General features: G+C 45.5%; 8 protein-coding genes and 1 pseudogene. All 9 read right to left on the reverse strand.

What is annotated here, in order from left to right; genetic code table 11:
- Positions 1-23: 23 nt before the first annotated feature.
- The 9 genes and pseudogenes from DP114_RS33000 to DP114_RS33040 all read right to left on the reverse strand — a co-directional run bounded on the left by DP114_RS33000 (position 24) and on the right by DP114_RS33040 (position 19,077).
- Entirely contained in the window at positions 24-1,145 is a 1,122-nt protein-coding gene (locus tag DP114_RS33000) for an ABC transporter permease (protein ID WP_169264176.1), read from the reverse strand.
- A gap of 82 nt (positions 1,146-1,227) precedes the next feature.
- Positions 1,228-2,334, reverse strand: coding sequence for an ABC transporter permease (locus tag DP114_RS33005; protein ID WP_169264175.1), 1,107 nt, complete (start codon positions 2,332-2,334; stop codon positions 1,228-1,230).
- A 72-nt stretch (positions 2,335-2,406) separates the two neighbouring features.
- On the reverse strand, positions 2,407-4,425 hold the full coding sequence (locus DP114_RS33010; protein WP_169264174.1) for an ATP-binding cassette domain-containing protein: 2,019 nt from the start codon (positions 4,423-4,425) through the stop codon (positions 2,407-2,409).
- A 5-nt stretch (positions 4,426-4,430) separates the two neighbouring features.
- Positions 4,431-5,831, reverse strand: coding sequence for an HlyD family secretion protein (locus DP114_RS33015; RefSeq protein WP_169264173.1), 1,401 nt, complete (start codon positions 5,829-5,831; stop codon positions 4,431-4,433).
- Between the two features lie 557 nt (positions 5,832-6,388).
- Positions 6,389-7,417: pseudogene (locus DP114_RS33020) on the reverse strand (acyltransferase domain-containing protein); the annotation flags it as partial.
- Positions 7,418-7,921: 504 nt separating this feature from the next.
- Positions 7,922-8,665: a thioesterase II family protein gene (locus DP114_RS33025; RefSeq protein ID WP_169264171.1), complete on the reverse strand. Its 744-nt coding sequence runs from the start codon at positions 8,663-8,665 to the stop codon at positions 7,922-7,924.
- Positions 8,666-9,193: 528 nt separating this feature from the next.
- A complete protein-coding gene (locus DP114_RS33030; RefSeq protein WP_169264170.1) occupies positions 9,194-9,634 on the reverse strand; it encodes a lipocalin-like domain-containing protein in 441 nt (146 codons plus the stop codon).
- 22 nt (positions 9,635-9,656) lie between these two features.
- On the reverse strand, positions 9,657-14,801 hold the full coding sequence (locus tag DP114_RS33035; RefSeq protein WP_169264169.1) for a type I polyketide synthase: 5,145 nt from the start codon (positions 14,799-14,801) through the stop codon (positions 9,657-9,659).
- On the reverse strand, positions 14,794-19,077 hold the full coding sequence (locus tag DP114_RS33040) for a non-ribosomal peptide synthetase (protein ID WP_169264168.1): 4,284 nt from the start codon (positions 19,075-19,077) through the stop codon (positions 14,794-14,796). Before DP114_RS33040 ends, DP114_RS33035 begins: the two co-directional genes overlap by 8 nt.
- Between the last annotated feature and the right edge of the window lie 13 nt (positions 19,078-19,090).

The following is a 19,090-nucleotide window of genomic DNA, read 5'->3' on the forward strand; positions in this document are numbered from 1 at the left end:
GTGTTATTTGTTGGCTTGAGGCTCTAGCTCAATTGACTGCGAAACCTGTTAATGCTGATAGTCAATAACACAACGGTAAAGCCAACTAATGCCAGAGTATGTATCCACAGTACATCCAAACCAACCCCTTTGAGTAGAATTCCCCGGACAATAGCGATGTAATGACGTAGGGGATTAAGTAGAGACAGAACTTGAAAAAAGGGGGGCATGGCTTCGACGGGGGCGATCGCTCCAGAAGTCTGTACCATCGGCAGATTGATGAAAAAAGACGTGAGTACGACTTGCTGTTGAGAGCGGCAAATTGTCGCCAACATAATGCCTAAACTGATTCCTACAAACAGATATATACTCGATAGTCCGAAAAACAGCACGAAACTGCCACGAAATGGCAAATTAAAGACCAACCGTCCTAAAGCCAGCGCCAGCATGACATCTCCCATCAGTAGGAACACCAAGGGCACAATTTTAGCCAGCAAAATTTCCCAGTTTGCCGCCGGAGTCATCAGTAATTGCTCAAGAGTTCCTGTATCCTTCTCCCGCACAACAGTCACCGCTGAAACCAGCGTCCCAATCAGCGTTAGTACTAGACCCATCACTCCCGGCACAAAAAACCAGCTACTTATCAGTCCTGGATTATAAAGAAACACCATTTGGGGTGACACTGGAAGACTTGCCTGATTCTCTGCCAAGCGGCGATTATATTGTTGGATAATCTGGGTCATGTAGCCGCTAGCAATACCTGCCGTATTCGCATTCACCCCATCAATGAATACCTGAATTTCTGCCGATTCTTGTGCCACCTGACGCGGAAACTCTGGCGGAATTATCACCCCCACATCCAGCTTGCCTTCTTCTACCAACCGGCTCAACTCTTTCTCGCTAGTAGATACGGACTCTAGGGTAAAAATTCGATTGGAGGTCATTGCTGTCAGTAGTTCCCTACTTGTCGCCACGTTGGCATAGTCAATAATACCTAATTTCAAATTATGTATATCAGGATTGAGTGCAAAGCCGTAGAGCAATAATTGTAATGTTGGCGGCACAATCAGCAAAACAATCAACTGCTTATTTCGCAGAATTTGATTGAATTCCTTAGTAACTAATGCCCAAAATGAACTATCAAATAATCGGAGAAAAATTTTCATACTGGTGAGAGATTAGTAGTTAATGGTTAATGGTTAGCGATTAGTAGTGAGTGGTAATTGCTAGTAACAAAAAACTAACCACTTAGGAAGGCAATTGCATTTGGCTTAAAACCCTACGCGATGCATTGAAAAACACTAATCCCAACACCATTAGCATTACCAAATCCAACCAAACCCCTGTCCACCCCGTACCCCGCACCAATGCATCACGGGTAATGTCAATGTAATATCGGGTGGGAACCACGTTAGGTACAAGTGAAAGGGGAAAGGGAATATTGTTGAGCGGATAAATAAAACCAGACAGCAATACGGAAGTAATAAAACCGACAAGAGAAATCCCTTGTACAGCTGCGTTCTGGTTACTGCTTCGTACCCCTATCAGCAAACCAAACAGAACACTATCTGTGAGAAACAGCAGCGTACCAAGCAATAAGGTAGTGGGGTCGCCTACCAAGCCAACTTGAAAAATCAATGACCCCAGTCCCATGACCACTAATGCCTCGCTGATAGCAATCAGTAGGTAAGCCAGTCCTTTGCCGAGTAACAGCTCGGTCGCACTGATACTGGAAGCGTAGACTTGCAAGATGGTGCCTTTCTCCTTTTCCCGCACCATTGCGATCGCTGTCAGCAAGGACGGAAAAATCCACAATACCACACCATATACTCCAGGTACAATGTAAAGCGCTTCTAACCGACCGGGGTTAAACCACAAGCGAATCCGAGGTGTAATGCTGTTAGTAGTTGGCAGAAGCCCTTGCACCTGCATAAAGAAATTTGTCACTCTTCGGATGCTGTTCTTAATAACACGGGCATTGTTAACATCAGTGGCATCGATTAGCACTTGTACTACAGTACTTCTACGAGCTTGCACATCCCGGCTGAATTGAGGAGGAATAATCACCGCTGCCTTGGCAATGCCCTTGTCGATGGCATCCCGCACCGGATCTACTCCTGACCATTGCTTGGGCACAAACTGATTAGTCGCATACAACCGCTCGATATAGCTGCCACTGAGATTTGTGCGGTCAAAATCCTGCACAATTAATGGAATATTTTTACTTTCCAACCGGATAGCAAACCCAAAAATCAACAGCGTCATGAATGGCAACAGAAACGCTAACGCCAATGTCAGACCATCGCGGCGAAACTGTACTAATTCTTTGGCACACTGGGCAAGAATCCGTTTCATGGGGAAGTGGGGAGATGGGAAGAGAATTTGACAACTAACAACTAAAATCCAAAATCCAAAATTGTCTTAATCTTATGTGCGTTGTACGATACCGATGAAGGCATCTTCTAGGGAGAAAGGAATGGGGCGGAGGGAGTGAACGATGAGGTTGGTTGATTCTAGCAGCTTAAGTATTTGGGGAAGTTGTTCATTGGAGTTATCGAGGACAACGTGTAAGCTATTGGCAAAGATGGAGACGCGCCAAGGTTCGAGGTATTGTTTGAGCAGGTTGGAGGCAGCTTGGTTCTGGTTAACGATCATTTCTATGAGTTGTCCTGGTTGCGAGGCTTTGATGAAACTGGGTGAGCCTTCGGCGACGGTTTCCCCCGCTACCATAAAGCTCATGCAGTTACACTGTTCGGCTTCTTCGAGGTAATGGGTTGTGACTAAAATAGCCGTACCATTACGGGCGAAGTCATTAATCAACTTCCAGAACTGGCGACGGGCAAGCGGGTCTACCCCTGATGTTGGCTCATCAAGAAACAAAATATCTGGTTCGTGCATTACCGAAGCACCAAAAGCAACCCGTTGCTTCCAACCACCAGGTAGCTGTCCAGTGAGCATATGTTCTTGTCCTAACAGCCCACAGGTGGCAATCACCCAATCAATCTTTTCGCGGCGTAGCTTGCGGGGTACACCGTAAACACCGCTGTAAAACTCTAGGTTTTCTAGAATTGTCAAGTCATCGTAAAGAGTAAATTTCTGGCTCATGTAGCCGATACGTCGCCGTAAGTCAGCGTTACGTAGGTTTCTTGTTTCCCCGCCCAGGGAAATTTCACCACCACTAGCTCGAAGTAATCCACACAGCATTTTGATTGTAGTGGTTTTTCCCGCCCCATTAGCGCCTAAAAGTCCAAAAATTTCCCCGTAACGCACTTCGACATTGACGCTTTTGACGGCTTGGAATTTACCAAAGGAGCGGCTAAGGTTGTGGGCATAGATGGCAATGGATGAGGAAGAGCGGGGGAGTGGAGGAGTGGGAGACTGAGGGAGTTGCTGTAACATTTCCCCCCCTTCCCCCCTCTCTCTTTTTCCCCCTCTCCCTCCTCTGTAGCGCGGAAATTGGAAAAATTGCGGTGCTGACCCCTGCTGCCGCAGACGGCTGACAAAGACGTTTTCAAGGGTGGGTTCGGTACGCTCGATACTGGGGGATGGTAACTGATGCTGTTGCAGCAGTTCGCGTACTTGGGTTTCTCCTGCTGCAACATTTTTGACCAGGACATCAAGGCGATCGCCAAATGTTTGCACATCGACGATGTTTGCTTGAGCGCTCCTTGATAGGACTTGTTCAGTCATTTCCAGGTTTGCTGTGCGGACTTCCAGGCGATGTAAACCTAAGCTGGCACGTAAGGAAGCAGGGGTACCTATCTCTTGAATTTGACCATCATACATCAATGCCACACGATGGCAGCGTTCAGCTTCGTCCAAGTAGGGCGTAGCGACGACAATTGTCATGCCCTCTGCTGACAGTGCGGCTAGCACATCCCAAAACTCCCGTCGTGAAATTGGGTCAACACCTATGGTGGGTTCATCTAGTAACAGGATTTGGGGTTGAGAAACGAGGGCACAGCAAAGTGCCAGCTTCTGTTTCATACCGCCTGAGAGTTGCCCAGCTAAGCGATCGCCAAACTGCTCCAGGTTCATCAAGCGCAGGTATTTATTGCGGCGTTTCATCAGTAAATCCTCTGACACTTGCCGCAATCCCGCCGCATAGCGCAAATTTTCATCAATGCTCAAATCCAAGTATAAAGAAAACTGCTGCGTCAGATACCCCGTCATCGAGCGAGCATCGCGTGGAAGCTGACCAAATATTTGCACTTCTCCAGCTGTTGCCTCCATCACACCACCCAAAATGTGAAAGGTGGTGGTCTTACCGGCACCGTCGGGACCAATCAGCCCAAACAACTCTCCTTTATGCACTGTGAAGTCAATTAAGCGGACAGCCGCTAAGCGACCATAGTGCTTGCGCAAGCCGCGAACATGGATAGCTTCAGTTGGAAAACTAGGGGTTGAGGGCAGGTTTGGGGTGTTGATTGTTACTTGTTCTTTCATCCCTTCTACCTTCTGCTTTCTACCTTTACCCTTCCCACTTCGCCCTTCAACAATATTTCCGCATCCGCCGGCATACCAATCTTGGCACAGGCCAGATCTCCCCCTGCGTAGGGATTATCAGGGTTAAAACAGCCAACAGGATTCTCAACATTGATGCGAATACCGACGACTTGTCTCACCCTATCTTTTTGAAAGTAAATATTTTCGGGCGTAAACGAGGCTTGCGGATCAATGGAAATTACTTTGCCATTAAGGGGTTTGTTGGGAGCAGAATCCAGAGCGATTTTCACTGTCTGTCCCAAGCGCACTTTGCCAATATCCCCTTCAGGAATAAAACCTCTAAGATAAACTGTCTTGGGGTCAACCACCGTCATAATCTTGGTTTGGCTGCTGACTACCGCCCCCGGTTCCACACTGCGAGCAGTCACAACTCCATTTAGGGGACTGACGACATTCAAGTCTTTCTTTGAGTCTTTAATCTGGGTGATAATTTGCTGCTTTGATGCTGTGGCATCTTTAACCATCGCGGAGACTGATTTCACTTTCGCCTGAGCAGATTTTAGTTGGGCATAGCTGTGCTGTTTCTTTCTCATGAGCCCTTCTAACTGGGCGTTGCGAATGCTGGGGTTGAAACCTGTCGTTTCTGCTTGGGTCAAACCCCCAACTGCTGCGCTTAACTGCTCGCGAGCGGCATTTACAGCTGCCTGTCGTGCCTCTAGGGTTGCTACTGCTGTATCGAAGGTGGTTTGTGACTGGTCGAATTGCTGTTGATTAATAGCTCCTTCTTTAACCAGTTTGGCGTAGCGCTCGCGATTCATGCCTGCTAGCTTCACTTCTGCCGCCGCCTGCTTTGCTTGTGCCTCTGCCTGTAACAGTTGTGCCCTCGCAGCTGCTACGTTAGATCGAGCCTGGTCAATCCGACCTTGAGCATCGCCTTGCGACTGCTGCAAATTTAGCTGTGCTTCGCGAATTTGGCTTTCGACTTGCTCAATTTCGCGTTGTACTCCCTCTACATCTGAGCGTACCTGCTGTTCATCTGACTGAGCAGAGACTACCCTTGCCTGTGCTCCGCGCAGTTGCTCTTGCAGCAGTTGGTCGTTACTGTCATCCAACCTGATTAACTCTTGCCCCTTCTTCACTGCTGCTCCTTCCCGCACAGCAATTGACTCAATTCTTCCCGAACGCTTCACTCCAATCTCCGTTTCGTAACCCTCAATCCGTCCGCTTACCTTAAGGACATCTGCTACAGGTTGCGGCTGTAAACGCCAGACTGCAAAGCCAACACCGCTTGCAAAAACCAGCATCGGCAACAGCAAAGAAATCGGTTTCTTGCGACGCTGCTGCTTAGAGGGCTGCGCTGGAGCAGGAGTATGACCTTCTGTAGATTTCGGGGCAGTCTGAGTCATAGTATCATTTTACATTGTTATGGACAAGCATCGACACGCTCATTTGACCCTCTTGTCCGTGCAAACGACAGTCGATGAGTTTGCCCCCGTGGGGCTGAATCAAAGTTTTGATTTGGGACATAATTTTATCTCGATATTGTGTTAAAGTACATGGTGTAAAAAAATTTAACGAGTCATCTGGAAAATTAGTATCATGAAACTTTATATATGAATGCTTCCGAACTGACAGGTAAAGCTTCATAATCTGTAGTTATACGGCAATTTAGACATCCTCTTAAACACCTGTTCAAATAGCTTAAGAAGAACTCAGAATACATCCCTATAAATAAATTTAGGGGATTTAAAGTGCGGACGCCTTGTTTCATCGCACCCTCCGGGTTCGCCAGTCACCTGCGGAGGGAGACCCTCCCGCAGTGCTGGACTCACTACGTGTCTTGAAACAATTCTTTTTCTTCTTTCCATAAATAAATTTAGGGGCTTGCATCCTTTTACTTATTCCTATTCTGACTACTGACTTCTGAGTCCTGAGTTCTTTCTTCGGTCACTTCCAAACAGCAGCGAGGGAAGTCTCGGTCGAATACACACCAGTCCACCTCGACACCATGAATATACAACTCACCTAAACTTTGGAGAAGCTGTTGCCAATCAGAGATCCCCTTCCGTAACGAAGCTAGCCAAATTCCCTTGCCTGACGGTAAACATCGACGACCCATCTCTGACAGCATAGGATCTGGACCTATCTCTACAAATATTTCATACCTTTGCTCATGCAAAACTTGTACACCTGCTAAAAATCTGACTGGCTCACGGATATGACGACACCAGTACTCTGCTTGAGCAACCTCTTTTCCAGTCACCAGCTTCCCAGTCAAGCTGGAAATCAGACCAATATTCGGAGATGAATAATTTACCTTGATTGCAGTTTGGGCCAAAATTTTGGCTGCTATTTGCTCAAAAATATCCAGTATTGGCTCCATCAAGGGAGAGTGAAAAGCGTGTGATACCTTCAACCGTCGAGTTTCGATTCCCTCTGCTTCTAATGCTAATACTACTGACTGTACCGCTTCGCGCCTACCCGAAATCACAATATTCTCTGGGCTGTTAATTGCAGAAATTGAAACCTGTCCGTTATAAGCAGCTACAGCGGTTGCTACCTGTGCCTCGGATGCAAATACTGCCACCATTTGGCCACTTTGAGGCAAAGTCTGCATCAGTCGCCCTCGTTGGGCTATCAGCTTCAGCCCATCTTCCAAGCTGAAAACTCCAGCGATGCAAGCTGCTACATACTCTCCAACGCTGTGACCCATGACTACAGCAGGTTCTATTCCCCATGAACGCCATAACTGAGCTAGGGCATACTCTAAGGCAAATAAAGCTGGCTGAGTATAAGCAGTCTCATCTAGGGGTGAGGTGACTCCTGGATCTGGATAGATTACCGATAAAAGCGGCTGTTTCAATTCAGGGTACAGCAGTTCGTCACAGAGATCTAAAGCTTGACGAAATATCGGTTGGGTTTCATAGAGTTGGCGTCCCATGCCGATGTACTGGGAACCTTGACCAGTGAATAAAAAAGCGACTTTAGTTTTACTCATATAATTTGCTACTTTACAATGAATATATGAAGTCTTTTAGCAAGTGCATCATCTGCGAAATTGCTGTCCCAACGTCCTATTCTCTCGTTGCCCATTTTCATTGATTTAAGACAATAATGAATAAAACTAAGTTTAAGATCTTTATAGATAAGTAGGTGGGTGGAGAAATTTGTCGTTATGGCAAGGCAGAGGGCAGAGGGCAGAAGGGAAGAGGGTTTTGATTAATTTTACTTTTCTTTACATACTTCCGTTTTTTCATGCCTACTTACTTACACCCTAGTTTTCCTATTGGGACTTAGACAAAAAGTAGCCAGAAAATAACCTCAAATGTATATATAGAGGGAATTTGACATCGTTTTACCTAGTTTGTTGATATATTTGGGTTTCAGGCATTTTTGAGCCTTTGGTGTATTTCCCTTGTCCTGCATGGGTTTGGGGCTTATTTCTGCTTCAAAAATGTTTAAGTCCCGCTATCAGCTTTTTGTTAATGTTTAAGTTTTAAAGCTCTTGAGAAATAGCTTGAAGTAAAAGCGGCTGTGCTGTGTTGATGAAAAAGTGGTCGCCAGAAAACATTTTTATTGAGAAAGAAGCATTCGTATGTTCGCGCCATGCTTTAAGGTCATCAAGGCTAGTTTCCGGGTCCTGCAAGCCACCGAACACAGTAATTGGGAGTTCTAAGGCTGGTTTAGTAGTGTAAACATAGGCTTCATCAAGCATTAAATCTGCCCGCAGGATGGGAATAAACAACTGCATCATTTCAGGGTTTTCCAGAATTTCCTTAGGCGTACCATTAAGACGGTGCAGTTCCTGCAAAAACGCTGATTCTGGCAAAGCGTGCATGGGTGATAGATCGGGAATATGAGGTGCTTGGCGAGCAGATACAAATAAGCGAACTGGAGTTTTACCATACTCTCTACGGAGAAAGTGAGCGAGTTCAAAGCAGATCAGTGCACCCAAGCTGTGACCAAAAAAGGCGAATGGCTTGTCCAAGTATGGAAGAAGAGCTTGAGCGCATGCTTGAACGAGGGGAACAACTTGAGTGAAAGGAGCCTCCATCAATCGAGAACCCCGTCCAGGGAGTTCGATAGGACAGACTTCAACCATAATTGGTAAATTATCTTCCCAGGAACGAAAAATTAGAGCGTTGCTGCCTGCATAGGGAAAACAGAATAAACGTAGTTCCGCTTGAGGATTGTACTTGGAAGAAACGATCCAAGGGGTTTTTACGTATGAAAGTGCCATAATACCTCGAAATGGTTGTGTTGCAAAAACTGACTTCGGTCTGGTAAAAGTTCTTAGTGGGACTTAAACATTTTTGAGGCAGAAATAAGCCCCAAACCTATGCAGGACAAGGGAAATACACCAAAGACTCAAAAATGTCTGAAACCCAGATATATCAAGAAACTAGGTAAAACGATGTCAAACTCCCCCTATATATAGATTTGAGGTTATTTTACGGCTACTTTTTATCTAAGTCGCATTAGGGTTGTGTAACTATCACGAGCACGTCTACGTTGCTTGACTCCAAACATCCCTTCAAATAGCGTTATTTTCTGCCTGAGATCATCTACCAGGTTTTTCCAAAAACCAAGTAACTTCGCACTGAATATGTCAGGATATCACTGAGCAGCGATCGCACAAGGGAACAACTTGCAGCCCAATTGTTGGAAGAACTCAGGAACTGGGAGTCGGGACGCAAGCCTGTGAAATTTAAGAAGAAAATGGAGCATTACCTCCAGAAAATGCACTAATGCCAACTCCTCAATTAACCTAACACTGACCGTTTGAGAGACGCTCCCAAACAATATGGGCAACTTGCTGCTTACCGTTCATTGGAAAGGAAGGCGTACTGAACAATAGCCTATTGCCTTTAAATTTAAAAAAGCGTTCTTGGTCTACACCAACTAAGTTAGGATACAGGCTGGCTTCAATGTGATGAATCACTTTGTTAGCCTGGATTTCATACTTACCGCAATAGGCGAGGTAAGTCTGAACTGCTGTTGCCTGTTCCTCTATGCTTACTGCTGCAATATCTTGAGATGTAAACTTGAAGCGGTTGGCTCTCATGAGAGTTGCAGACATATATCCGTCAGAAGTGTAAATGAGGTAGCCAATTGCATCTTTACCGTATGGGTAACTTACCTGCTCATCAGTATCTCTGTATTCACAAGATACTAGTCGCCAAGTTCCTATCAGTTGATTGTTTAGCATAGCACATACCGAAAATTTGCGTTCATTTTTTTTCAGATGCCTCAACTTGATCGAGGCAGAATTTTAACTTTTGTGCCAGAATCTGAACGTGGGGTTCGACTAACATCGTGTAATGATTGCCAGGGACAACATGTAAATCTAGCGGTTTGGTAGAAAGTTGACTCCAATTTCTCCGATTCAGTATGGATTCGCGGACAACTCCACTTAACCCGTCTAATGCTTCACTAGCTTGAAATAGGGTGATGCGGTTTGGGTATATCTGTGGTCTGTAGTTCTGCACTCGTCGTAAGGAGGTTTGAGCACCGGCTTTGTAAATTTGGAAAATATGACGAATCTCAGAAAGATCGGTATTTGGAGACAAAACGCCCGCCATGATGGACTGCTTTAAGACGTGCCTCAATTGCTCATTTAAATCGAGCCTCTGAAGGTTGTCGTTGCTAAGCGTTAACGCCCTATTATAGCGAGCTCCCAGGTAACTGGCAAACCCGGATATCAATGCACAATCCTCATCTAAGGGGAAGTCAGTTATATTGGTAACATCGAGCAAGGCAAGCAGAGCTACTTCATCACCTTGCTTGCATAGCTGATAAGCCATCTCGAAAGCTACACAACCTCCCAGCGACCAACCTCCTAATAAATAAGGACCTTTTGGCTGAAAACTCTTTAAAGCTTCAATGCACTGATCGGCTATCTCTTCAATAGTAATAGAAGAAAGCAGTTCCTTGTTTAGGTCTCGATAATTATCAAGTTCTGGTGGTTGCAGTGTATAAAACGGTTGTTCGTGAGTTAAGTGACGTGCTAAATTGGCATAGATAGAAACATCTAAACCGCCCGGATGTACACAGACAAAAGGTAATTTTGAACCGATAGGTTGAATCTCTACTAGTGGTGACTTGGACAGTAAAACAGAATGCTTAAAGGCTGTTTCTAGTACCGAACTTTCAGCAGCGTTAGAGGTAGAAGGTGTCGCTGTCAGTTGCTCAAGTATCTGTATTGCTAGCTGACCAAAGCTGATATCTTGTAAGAAATTTTCTATGGGCACAGTTATCCCCAGATCGGTTTCGATCCGGTTCTTAAGAACAATTGCCATGAGGGAGTCTAATCCTAAATTTTTGAGAGAGTGTTTTTTATCCAGCGCAGAATCAGACAGTCCCAACACTTTGGCAAGCTGTTTGTCCAGATAAAATTTGAGTAGACGTTGGCGCTCCTGTGACGATGCGTCTAACAGCTCCTTGCGTATTAAGCTCGGTTCGGGTGTATGTAGGGCAGTATATGAAGTAGAGGATTTTTGATCTGCCATAGCAGGGATGGTGGAGTTGTTTGGGTGTGCAACATATACTGGTACCTGAGCCACCAGTATATGTTGTCCCAAAATTTCTGCAACAGAACCAGGTTCAGGAAAAGCTTTAACCTTCTCAAACCCATGAGATAAAAGAGCTTCTTCCCACTGCTTTTCTGAAAGTAGTGGTTTTCCTTGTCGCAGTGGATCGTCAAACCCCTGCCAACTTTCCATCAGCCCCGTGCAAATTTCCAACCAAAAGCTATGGTGCGTGACTTCATTAAGCAGGAGCAAGCCACCAGGAGCAAGGAGAGAGAGAATATGCTCTATGGTCTTTCCTAGGTTACGTGTACCATATAGGACATTGGTGACTACAACCACGTCAAAGCTTTGGTATTCATAACCAAAGTTTTGGGGATTTTGCTCAATGTCTAATAAACCATAGTGAACAAACGGGTATGATTTGAATTTTTCCTTAGCTTGAATCAACAAAAATTTTGAAACATCAGTGAAATGATAAATGGTTTTTTCTGGTGACAGAATTGGCAGCACGGATGCGGTTGTTCCCCCTACTCCAGCCCCGATTTCTAGAATACGTAGGTGCTTATGTAGTGACAGAGCTTTTAACACCGACTCAATAATACTTCTGGTAATACCATTGAAGTAACGAGCTGCAGCCCATTTTTGATAAAAGTTTTCAGCCACGTCGAAAGAACCCCCAGGAAACAGGGTTTCTGAAGGGGCCTGTTTACCTGTTAAGATGTCTGCTAACTGTTGACCACAGTTTTGTAAATGATTGAGTAAGAAGGTATCGTCTGTGAAGAACTTCCTAGCTTCACTCAAAAGAAAATCCACTTGAGAATTGGGCAGGGGGCAATCACAAACATAGATTTCCTCTCCCCGATGCTTCAAGATACCAGTATTTGCCAATTGATGCAGCCATCGGGACAAAAGTTGGCTGTAAGTTGATAAAATCTTGAAGTGATGAATCAAACTGTCTGCAGAATGGCTTTCTCCAGGTTGTTTGTAGGCACCAAGCTGGAAAAGCGCTTCTGTGATATATGCAGTTGCCAAGTGCTCTAAATATTGTCGTTTAGTTGAGTATGTGTGGAGTGCTAAATCTAATGGTCCCTGCTGGCTTTGATAATGACCAGCTGATAATGCAGATTTCCAAAGGTACAAGACGTCTAACTTTTGATCTTGCTGTTTCTCATGAACCTTTTCCAACCAGTAACGGGAGCGCTGCCACGGATAAGTTGGCAGTTGGAAACGGTAACGTGAATAGTCCCGCTCAAAGCCAAACCAATCAACTTTTACCCCCTGTACATATAGCTCTGCCAGACTCTGCAGGATCTGCTGCCAATCCGAATGTCCTTGACGCAAACTAGGTAGCCAAACTCCTACTCCTTCTGGTAAACATTGACGACCCATTCCCAATAAAGTTGGTTTTGGACCTATTTCTATGAAAATTTCACAACCTTGTTGATCAAGAGTTTCCATGCTATCAGCAAATTTCACCGTCTGCAGTATATGACTACACCAGTATTCAGGCGTGGCTATTTCCCTTCTGGCTATCTCCCCACTGAGATTAGAAATGATGTCTATATGTGGGCATGAGTAAGTAATTTTCTTGGTGAACTGCTCAAAAGTCGGCAGAATTGGCTGCATCAGGGGCGAATGGAAAGCATGAGAAACCTTCAAATTTTTTGTCTTGACTCCTTGAGCTTGTAGGGTAGCGATCGCTTCATTGACTGCCTCACGCTTGCCAGAAATCACGATATTTTGTGGCCCGTTAACAGCTGCTATCGCTACATCTTGAACATAGGGTTGAACGGCTGCTAGCACCTGTGCATGGGAGGCAAACACCACTGCCATCTCGCCATCCTGTGGTAAAGACTGCATTAGGCAACTGCGTTCGACGACGAGCTTGAGCGCATCTTCCAAGCTGAACACCCCAGCTACACAAGCAGCGACGTATTCCCCTAAACTGTGACCCATCACGACAGATGGTTTTATACCCCATGACCGCAGCAACTCGACCAAAGCATACTCCAAAGCAAATAGTGCAGGTTGAGTGTACGCTGTCTGATCTAGGAGCGAGGTAACACCCGATTTTGGATAGAGTACTGACAACAGCGACTGCTTCAGAAGAGGTCGTAGTATTATATCACACTTGTCAAGAATATTGCGGAAAGTCGCTTGGGTATCATAAAGTTGACGCCCCATGTTTACGTACTGGGAACCTTGACCTGTGAACAAGAAAGCTATTTTCGGCTGACTCGAACTCAGCACTTGCTGACTGAACACCCCAGATGTTTCTTGACGGGCAGTAAAAGCAGCTAGCCGCTCGCGCATTTTTGCTGGAGACTCAGCCACTACAGCTAGACGGTGGGTAAAATGCGATCGCCCTGTATTTGCCGTAAAACAGAGGTCACCCAGTGATATGGATTGATTCGCCACCAGGTGGCTCTCAAACCGTTGAGCAAGTTCTGTCAAAGCCTTTTCGTTTTTCGCTGACAGGCAAAGAAGATGAACAGGACGCTCTACCTCCACGGGTTTTGGGTTCCGCTTGGGTGCCTCTTCCAGCACGACATGGGCGTTGGTGCCTCCAATTCCAAAGGAGCTGACTCCGGCTCGACAGGGAAATCCATCTGTCTGCCATTGTTTTAGTTTAGTATTGACATAGAAAGGACTGCTTGCGAAATCAATCTGAGGATTAGGCTCTTCAAAATTTATGCTGGGGGGAATAAGCTTGTGTTTGAGTGCTAAGACAGTCTTGATTAATCCTGTCACTCCCGCAGCCGCCTCCAAATGACCAAAGTTGCTTTTGACAGAGCCAAGAGCACAGAAGCCTTTTTTCTCGGTACTAGCTCTAAACACCTGGGTGAGCGCTGCCACCTCAATTGGGTCACCGATGGGAGTTCCCGTACCGTGGGTTTCTACATAAGTAATGGTCTCAGGCTCAACCCCCGCCAGAGCCTGGGCCATTGCAATCACCTCAGCCTGACCATCTAACCCAGGTGCAGTGTACCCAACTTTCAAAGCTCCATCATTATTGATCGCGCAGCCTTTGATCACAGCATGAATGTCATCGCCATCAGCGATCGCATCTGCCAACCGTTTGAGCACGACAACACCAAGCCCGCTGCCAAAAATAGTTCCTTGGGCGCGAGCATCAAATGTTCGGCAATGTCCGTCGGGAGAAAATATACTGCCTTTTTCAGAAAAATAGCCTGCCTTGAGAGGTACCCTGATGGAAACGCCACCCGCCAAAGCCATATCACATTGGTAATTTAGTAAGCTTTGATAAGCTTGACAAATGGCAACTAATGATGTAGAACAAGAAGATTGAACTGTAATACTCGGTCCCTTTAAGTTTAATTTATAGGAAAGGCGGGTTGCCAAGTAATCTTTATCATTCCCAATCACGGTTTGGAGAATGTCGTTTCCGCCTGTCAGGTCAAAGTTTAGATACAGATTGGACAGCAAATAACTGCTCATCACTGTACCAGCGTAAACGCCAATTTTACCATCATAGGTTTCTGAGGTGTAGCCTGCACTTTCTAAAGCTTCCCAAGCACACTCCATGAACAGGCGGTGTTGAGGGTCCATGACAGAAGCTTCCCTGTTGCTAAGACCGAAGAAGGAAGCATCAAACAAATCTACGTCTTCCAGAACCGCTCCTGCTTTAACATAGTTAGGGTGACAGACCATAGCCGGATCGATTCCAGCATCAATAAGTTCTTGCTCAGAGAAAAAGGAAATAGATTCAACCCCGTCTCGCAGATTCTGCCAAAACTCATCCAGATTTTTGGCTCCAGGAAATCGACCACTCATGCCAATGATGGCAATGCTTCCAATTGCATCAAAGTTAACTGCACTATCCATTTTTTCTCTTCTCCATCAGCTGCCTTTGTTGCCTTATGACCTCTTTTTGTTTCAAAGCTCGGTCATGAATTTGCGTATATGATTTCTCAACATTTTCCTGACTTAAGTGCGTAGCCAAAAAGTTGATAGTTGGGTGTTGGAACATTTTCACAATGGCGATGTCTCTTCCCAAAGTCTCTTTGATCTGGCTATGGATCTGAACCATATGAATAGAATTTGCCCCCAACTCAAAGAAGTTGCTATGGATGCCGATTGTCTCAACTTGCAGCACTGCTTGTACAATATCTGCTATGGTGCGCTCCACTTCAGTTTGGGGTGGCGCATCGAGCAAATCAAGCTTTGACTGCACCAGCGTTGGTGCAGGGAGAGCCCGACGATCTACTTTGCCATTTACTGTCAACGGCAAGGTATCAAGAGGTACATAAATCCCAGGTACCATGTAATCTGGTAATTTCCCTTGCAAAAAGCTCCGCAGTTCATCGTCAATGGTAGCCATTGACAGAGTCGCTTTGGGCTGCAACGCTTGTGCGGTTTTTTCAGGATCGATTCCCCCACCTAAAAAGCTGTGCAGCAGAATCTGATTGGAATCTAGCCCAAAGAAATTTTGGATCGCTGCAAAATCCAGAGTGCCCACGGGACAAAGTCCAATTTGGCTAGCCGATGCTGCGCTCATGAGCAACTGGCTCATATAACCTGCTTCCAAAAGACAAAAGTCTCTAGCTAACTCCCCGTACATGGGGGTAATTGCGCTCAGTTGTCCAATTAAAAACAGCGAAAAGGCGGATTTATCGAAAATCGCTTGATTAACCCCAGTGTAAATGCGACGTTCAATTTCAGCCTCAGGAGAAAGTAAGACTAAACGGTGGTCTGCGGGATGGTAATAGTAAATACCTGCTTCCAGTCCTTCAACTCGCCCAGGTTTGATGTAGATGTAAGTTTGCACTGGGTAAAGACTGCCAGCAGATGGATAGCGGTACTTGGGCAACGGGGAACCATTGAGCTTGATTTGTAGCAGACAGTTCAAAAGTTCACTGAGCTGGGTAAGAGAAATTGGGGTATCCAAAAATTGTCGATGGCTTTGGCGTTTCACATAAGTTTCGATCAAAGCCTCGTCAATTTGCGGCTTAATCAACTCGATAGAGAGTCTATTGGGTTCGAGCGATCGCAATCCAGGCTGCTTGAGCATAAATTCCAGTCGCTTGACTGGGTCATTCAACACTCCATCCGTTTGGTGAAGACCGTAAACCGCTGCTGTCTGCTGAGCGGGAGCTGGCTGAGCTTGAGAGCTTGAGAGTGAGTCAGAAACAATATATGCTACCAATTGTTTATTTTCTCGTGTCTCTCCCACCGCCATTACCACGGTATGATTAACTAAGGGATGCTGCTCAAGCATCGCCTCAATCTCGCCTAGCTCAATGCGGTAACCATTGATTTTGACCTGGAAGTCTTCTCGTCCCAGAAACTCTATGTTGCTATCAGGCAGATAACGACCCAAGTCACCTGTCTTGTACAGCCGCTCTCCTGTGCGAGGATGAATAATAAAGCTGCTTTGGGTCTTCAAATCATCTTGCCAGTAACCTTTAGCGAGTCCTATTCCACCAATATAAAGTTGTCCTGGCACCCATACCGGGCAAGGTTCTAGCGCTTTATTTAACACATAAAAGCGCTGGTTGGTCATCGGGCAACCGTAGGGAATACTTTTCCAAGCAGGATCAACTGTGTTAATGGGGTAGAGAATTGACCAGATCGATGCCTCTGTGGCACCTCCTAGACTAACAACTTGTACCTTTCCAAATAAGTTTTGAATTTGACCAGGTAAGGTTAAAGGTAGCCAATCCCCACTTAACATAACCAACCGTAGCGATTTAGGTAGTATTTTCTGACCTTTTGCATACTCTACCAGCATTTGCATCAAAGCTGGTACTGAGTTCCAGATAGTGATTTGATATTCTACCAGCAACTGCATCCAGTAAGATGGATCTCTTGTGGCTGATGCATCAGGAACGATTAGCGTTCCTCCGGCTGCCAAGGTGCCAAAAATGTCATACACAGACAGATCAAAACTGAGAGACGACAGGGCAATGACCCGATCTTCTGGTTGCACATGAAAACGCTGGTTAATATCTAAGATAGTATTAACAGCACCCCGATGGTCAATCATCACTCCTTTTGGCAAACCAGTGGAACCAGAAGTAAAAATGACATAGGCTAAATCTGAAACTTGCTGTACAGGTTCCAGAGGTTCACAGGAGTTAGGGGGTTCTAAGATATCTACTGAGAGACGGAGGACGTTTTCTGGCCATTCTAGAGAAGTGTCTAGCTTCGATTGCGTGATTACCCACTGAACTTTCGTTTGTTTTAAAAGATAAGATAGACGCTCGCTGGGCAGGTCGGGATCGATAGGCACATAAGCGGCTCCAGCGGCGAGGATGCCCAAGGTTGCGACAACTTGCTCCCACCCTTTTTCCATGACAATAGCTACCAGCTGGTTGGGGCAAGCGCCCAATTGTCGCAGTTGATACCCGATATGGCAAGCACGAGTACTTAATTCTTGATAGGTGAGCGTGCGACAGGAAGTAATGACAGCAGCTTGTTCTGGGTGCAAAAGCACTCGCTCAAAAAACAAGGTATGCAATAGGACAGTTTCTAGGACTGGTGTTTCGGTAGCATTAATGGCTGCTATTTGCTTGAACTGTGTTGGTGGTAGCAGTTCTCTTGTCGTTACTTGCCACAGTTCGTGAGAATTGGATAGACGCTCCAAGAAATTGGAGTAAGCAGCAAACATATCATCCAAGAGCCCCGTTGGGAAGAGTTCTTCTACAGCATCCCAGTTGAAAACCAAAGCTCCGTCATGTTCAAAAACCTGATGATCTAGATAAACCTGCGGTGTTTGGCTGACGCTGTAAACAACTTCTCCCAGGCAAGCCATTGATGAAGGTTTTTTACTTGGTGTATCGCGGGTTAAGTCATTATGAACTAGGGTGCTGGTAAAGACAATTGGCATGAGCGCCCCTAAAAACCGCTCTTGAGTGCGAGCTAATTCGCGCAAAACTTGCACGCCACTGAAATAACGATGGTCAAAGTCATCCCAGAGCTGCTTTTGGATGCGCCGCGCTCGCACTTCAAAAGAATCTTGTCCGGAGTTGTCTACTGACAGTAAAGTCAAAGAAGTAAAGTCCCCAGAAATTTGATTTACCTGTGGATGCAGGGGCAGGCGATTGAACAGCGTTAAATTGATGGTAAATTGAGGATTCTTACTCCATACGGTTAAGATTTCGGCAAAAGCAGCTAACAACAGTCCAGAAGGAGTCAAATTCACTTTGCTAGCCCTGTTTTTGAGGCGACCCCATGTATCTGAATCTAGTGTTCCACGACGACTTACAAAACGGGGGTGTTTGACAGTAGTTAAGCTCTTTTCTAGAGGTAGTTCAGGAGACGGTGGTAAGGTGCGAATTCGATGTAACCAATACTCTTGTGAGCGACGGTATAGTTGTGAATCATGTAAGCCAATTTCTGCTAAGACATAATCCCGAAATGAGAGTTCTAAAGCAGGAAAGACAATCTCAGCATTGTGTATAAATTCTACCAGTTCTCTTAGAATTAAGTCTATACTCCAATAGTCTGCCGTCAATAAGTCAAAACTTAAGTGAATTCTGGTTTTATTCTCGTTTAATAAAGACGCTTGAATTTCAAACAGAGGCCACTGGTGAGGGGGTAGCACTTGGTGAGACATTTGCTCACGAATGTGGTTCAACTGGTAAGCAATTATTTCTGGCTCTTTCCCGCACAAGTCTAAACTTTTAATTTTATAAGGAGGCACTTTCTCCAAAATCTGCTGTTGTCCATCTGGTCGCACAATCGTCCGTAGCATATCGTGGCGTTCTATCAGCCACTGCCAAGCTTTTTCAAATCTTTCTAGGTCTAAATCGACAATGTCAATTTCCACATATACGTGAGTTGCTACGTTACTCAGTTCAACAGCACCACTGCGACCAATCCAGTAAGCCTGTTGAACGTCAGTGAGTGGAAAAGGTTGATGCCGTTCGTCTGGATTGGGTACTATTGTGGGTAGCGGTTGGTAATCAGTGCTTAAGTTTTCAGTATTATAAGCATTATGTAGAAATGCCAAAATGTCTGCTTTGCGCTCAGCTATCTGATTACGTAGGGTTGGCGTCAATGTTCCCTTAGGACCATTACAGCAAAGGCGATCGCCATCAGCAGAGAACTTTATATCTAAGTCGCTGAGGTAGGACAAAAACTCTTGAATAGATTTCATAAGTCTATCTACT

This window comes from Brasilonema sennae CENA114, assembly GCF_006968745.1.
Lineage (GTDB): Bacteria > Cyanobacteriota > Cyanobacteriia > Cyanobacteriales > Nostocaceae > Brasilonema > Brasilonema sennae.

Bases quoted from the DNA above. Each gene is read 5' to 3' on its own strand.
- DP114_RS33000 (WP_169264176.1), bottom strand. From the start codon at position 1,145: ATGAAAATTTTTCTCCGATTATTTGATAGTTCATTTTGGGCATTAGTT.
- DP114_RS33005 (WP_169264175.1), bottom strand. From the start codon at position 2,334: ATGAAACGGATTCTTGCCCAGTGTGCCAAAGAATTAGTACAGTTTCGC.
- DP114_RS33010 (WP_169264174.1), bottom strand. From the start codon at position 4,425: ATGAAAGAACAAGTAACAATCAACACCCCAAACCTGCCCTCAACCCCT.
- DP114_RS33015 (WP_169264173.1), bottom strand. From the start codon at position 5,831: ATGACTCAGACTGCCCCGAAATCTACAGAAGGTCATACTCCTGCTCCA.
- DP114_RS33025 (WP_169264171.1), bottom strand. From the start codon at position 8,665: ATGGCACTTTCATACGTAAAAACCCCTTGGATCGTTTCTTCCAAGTAC.
- DP114_RS33030 (WP_169264170.1), bottom strand. From the start codon at position 9,634: ATGCTAAACAATCAACTGATAGGAACTTGGCGACTAGTATCTTGTGAA.
- DP114_RS33035 (WP_169264169.1), bottom strand. From the start codon at position 14,801: ATGGATAGTGCAGTTAACTTTGATGCAATTGGAAGCATTGCCATCATT.
- DP114_RS33040 (WP_169264168.1), bottom strand. From the start codon at position 19,077: ATGAAATCTATTCAAGAGTTTTTGTCCTACCTCAGCGACTTAGATATA.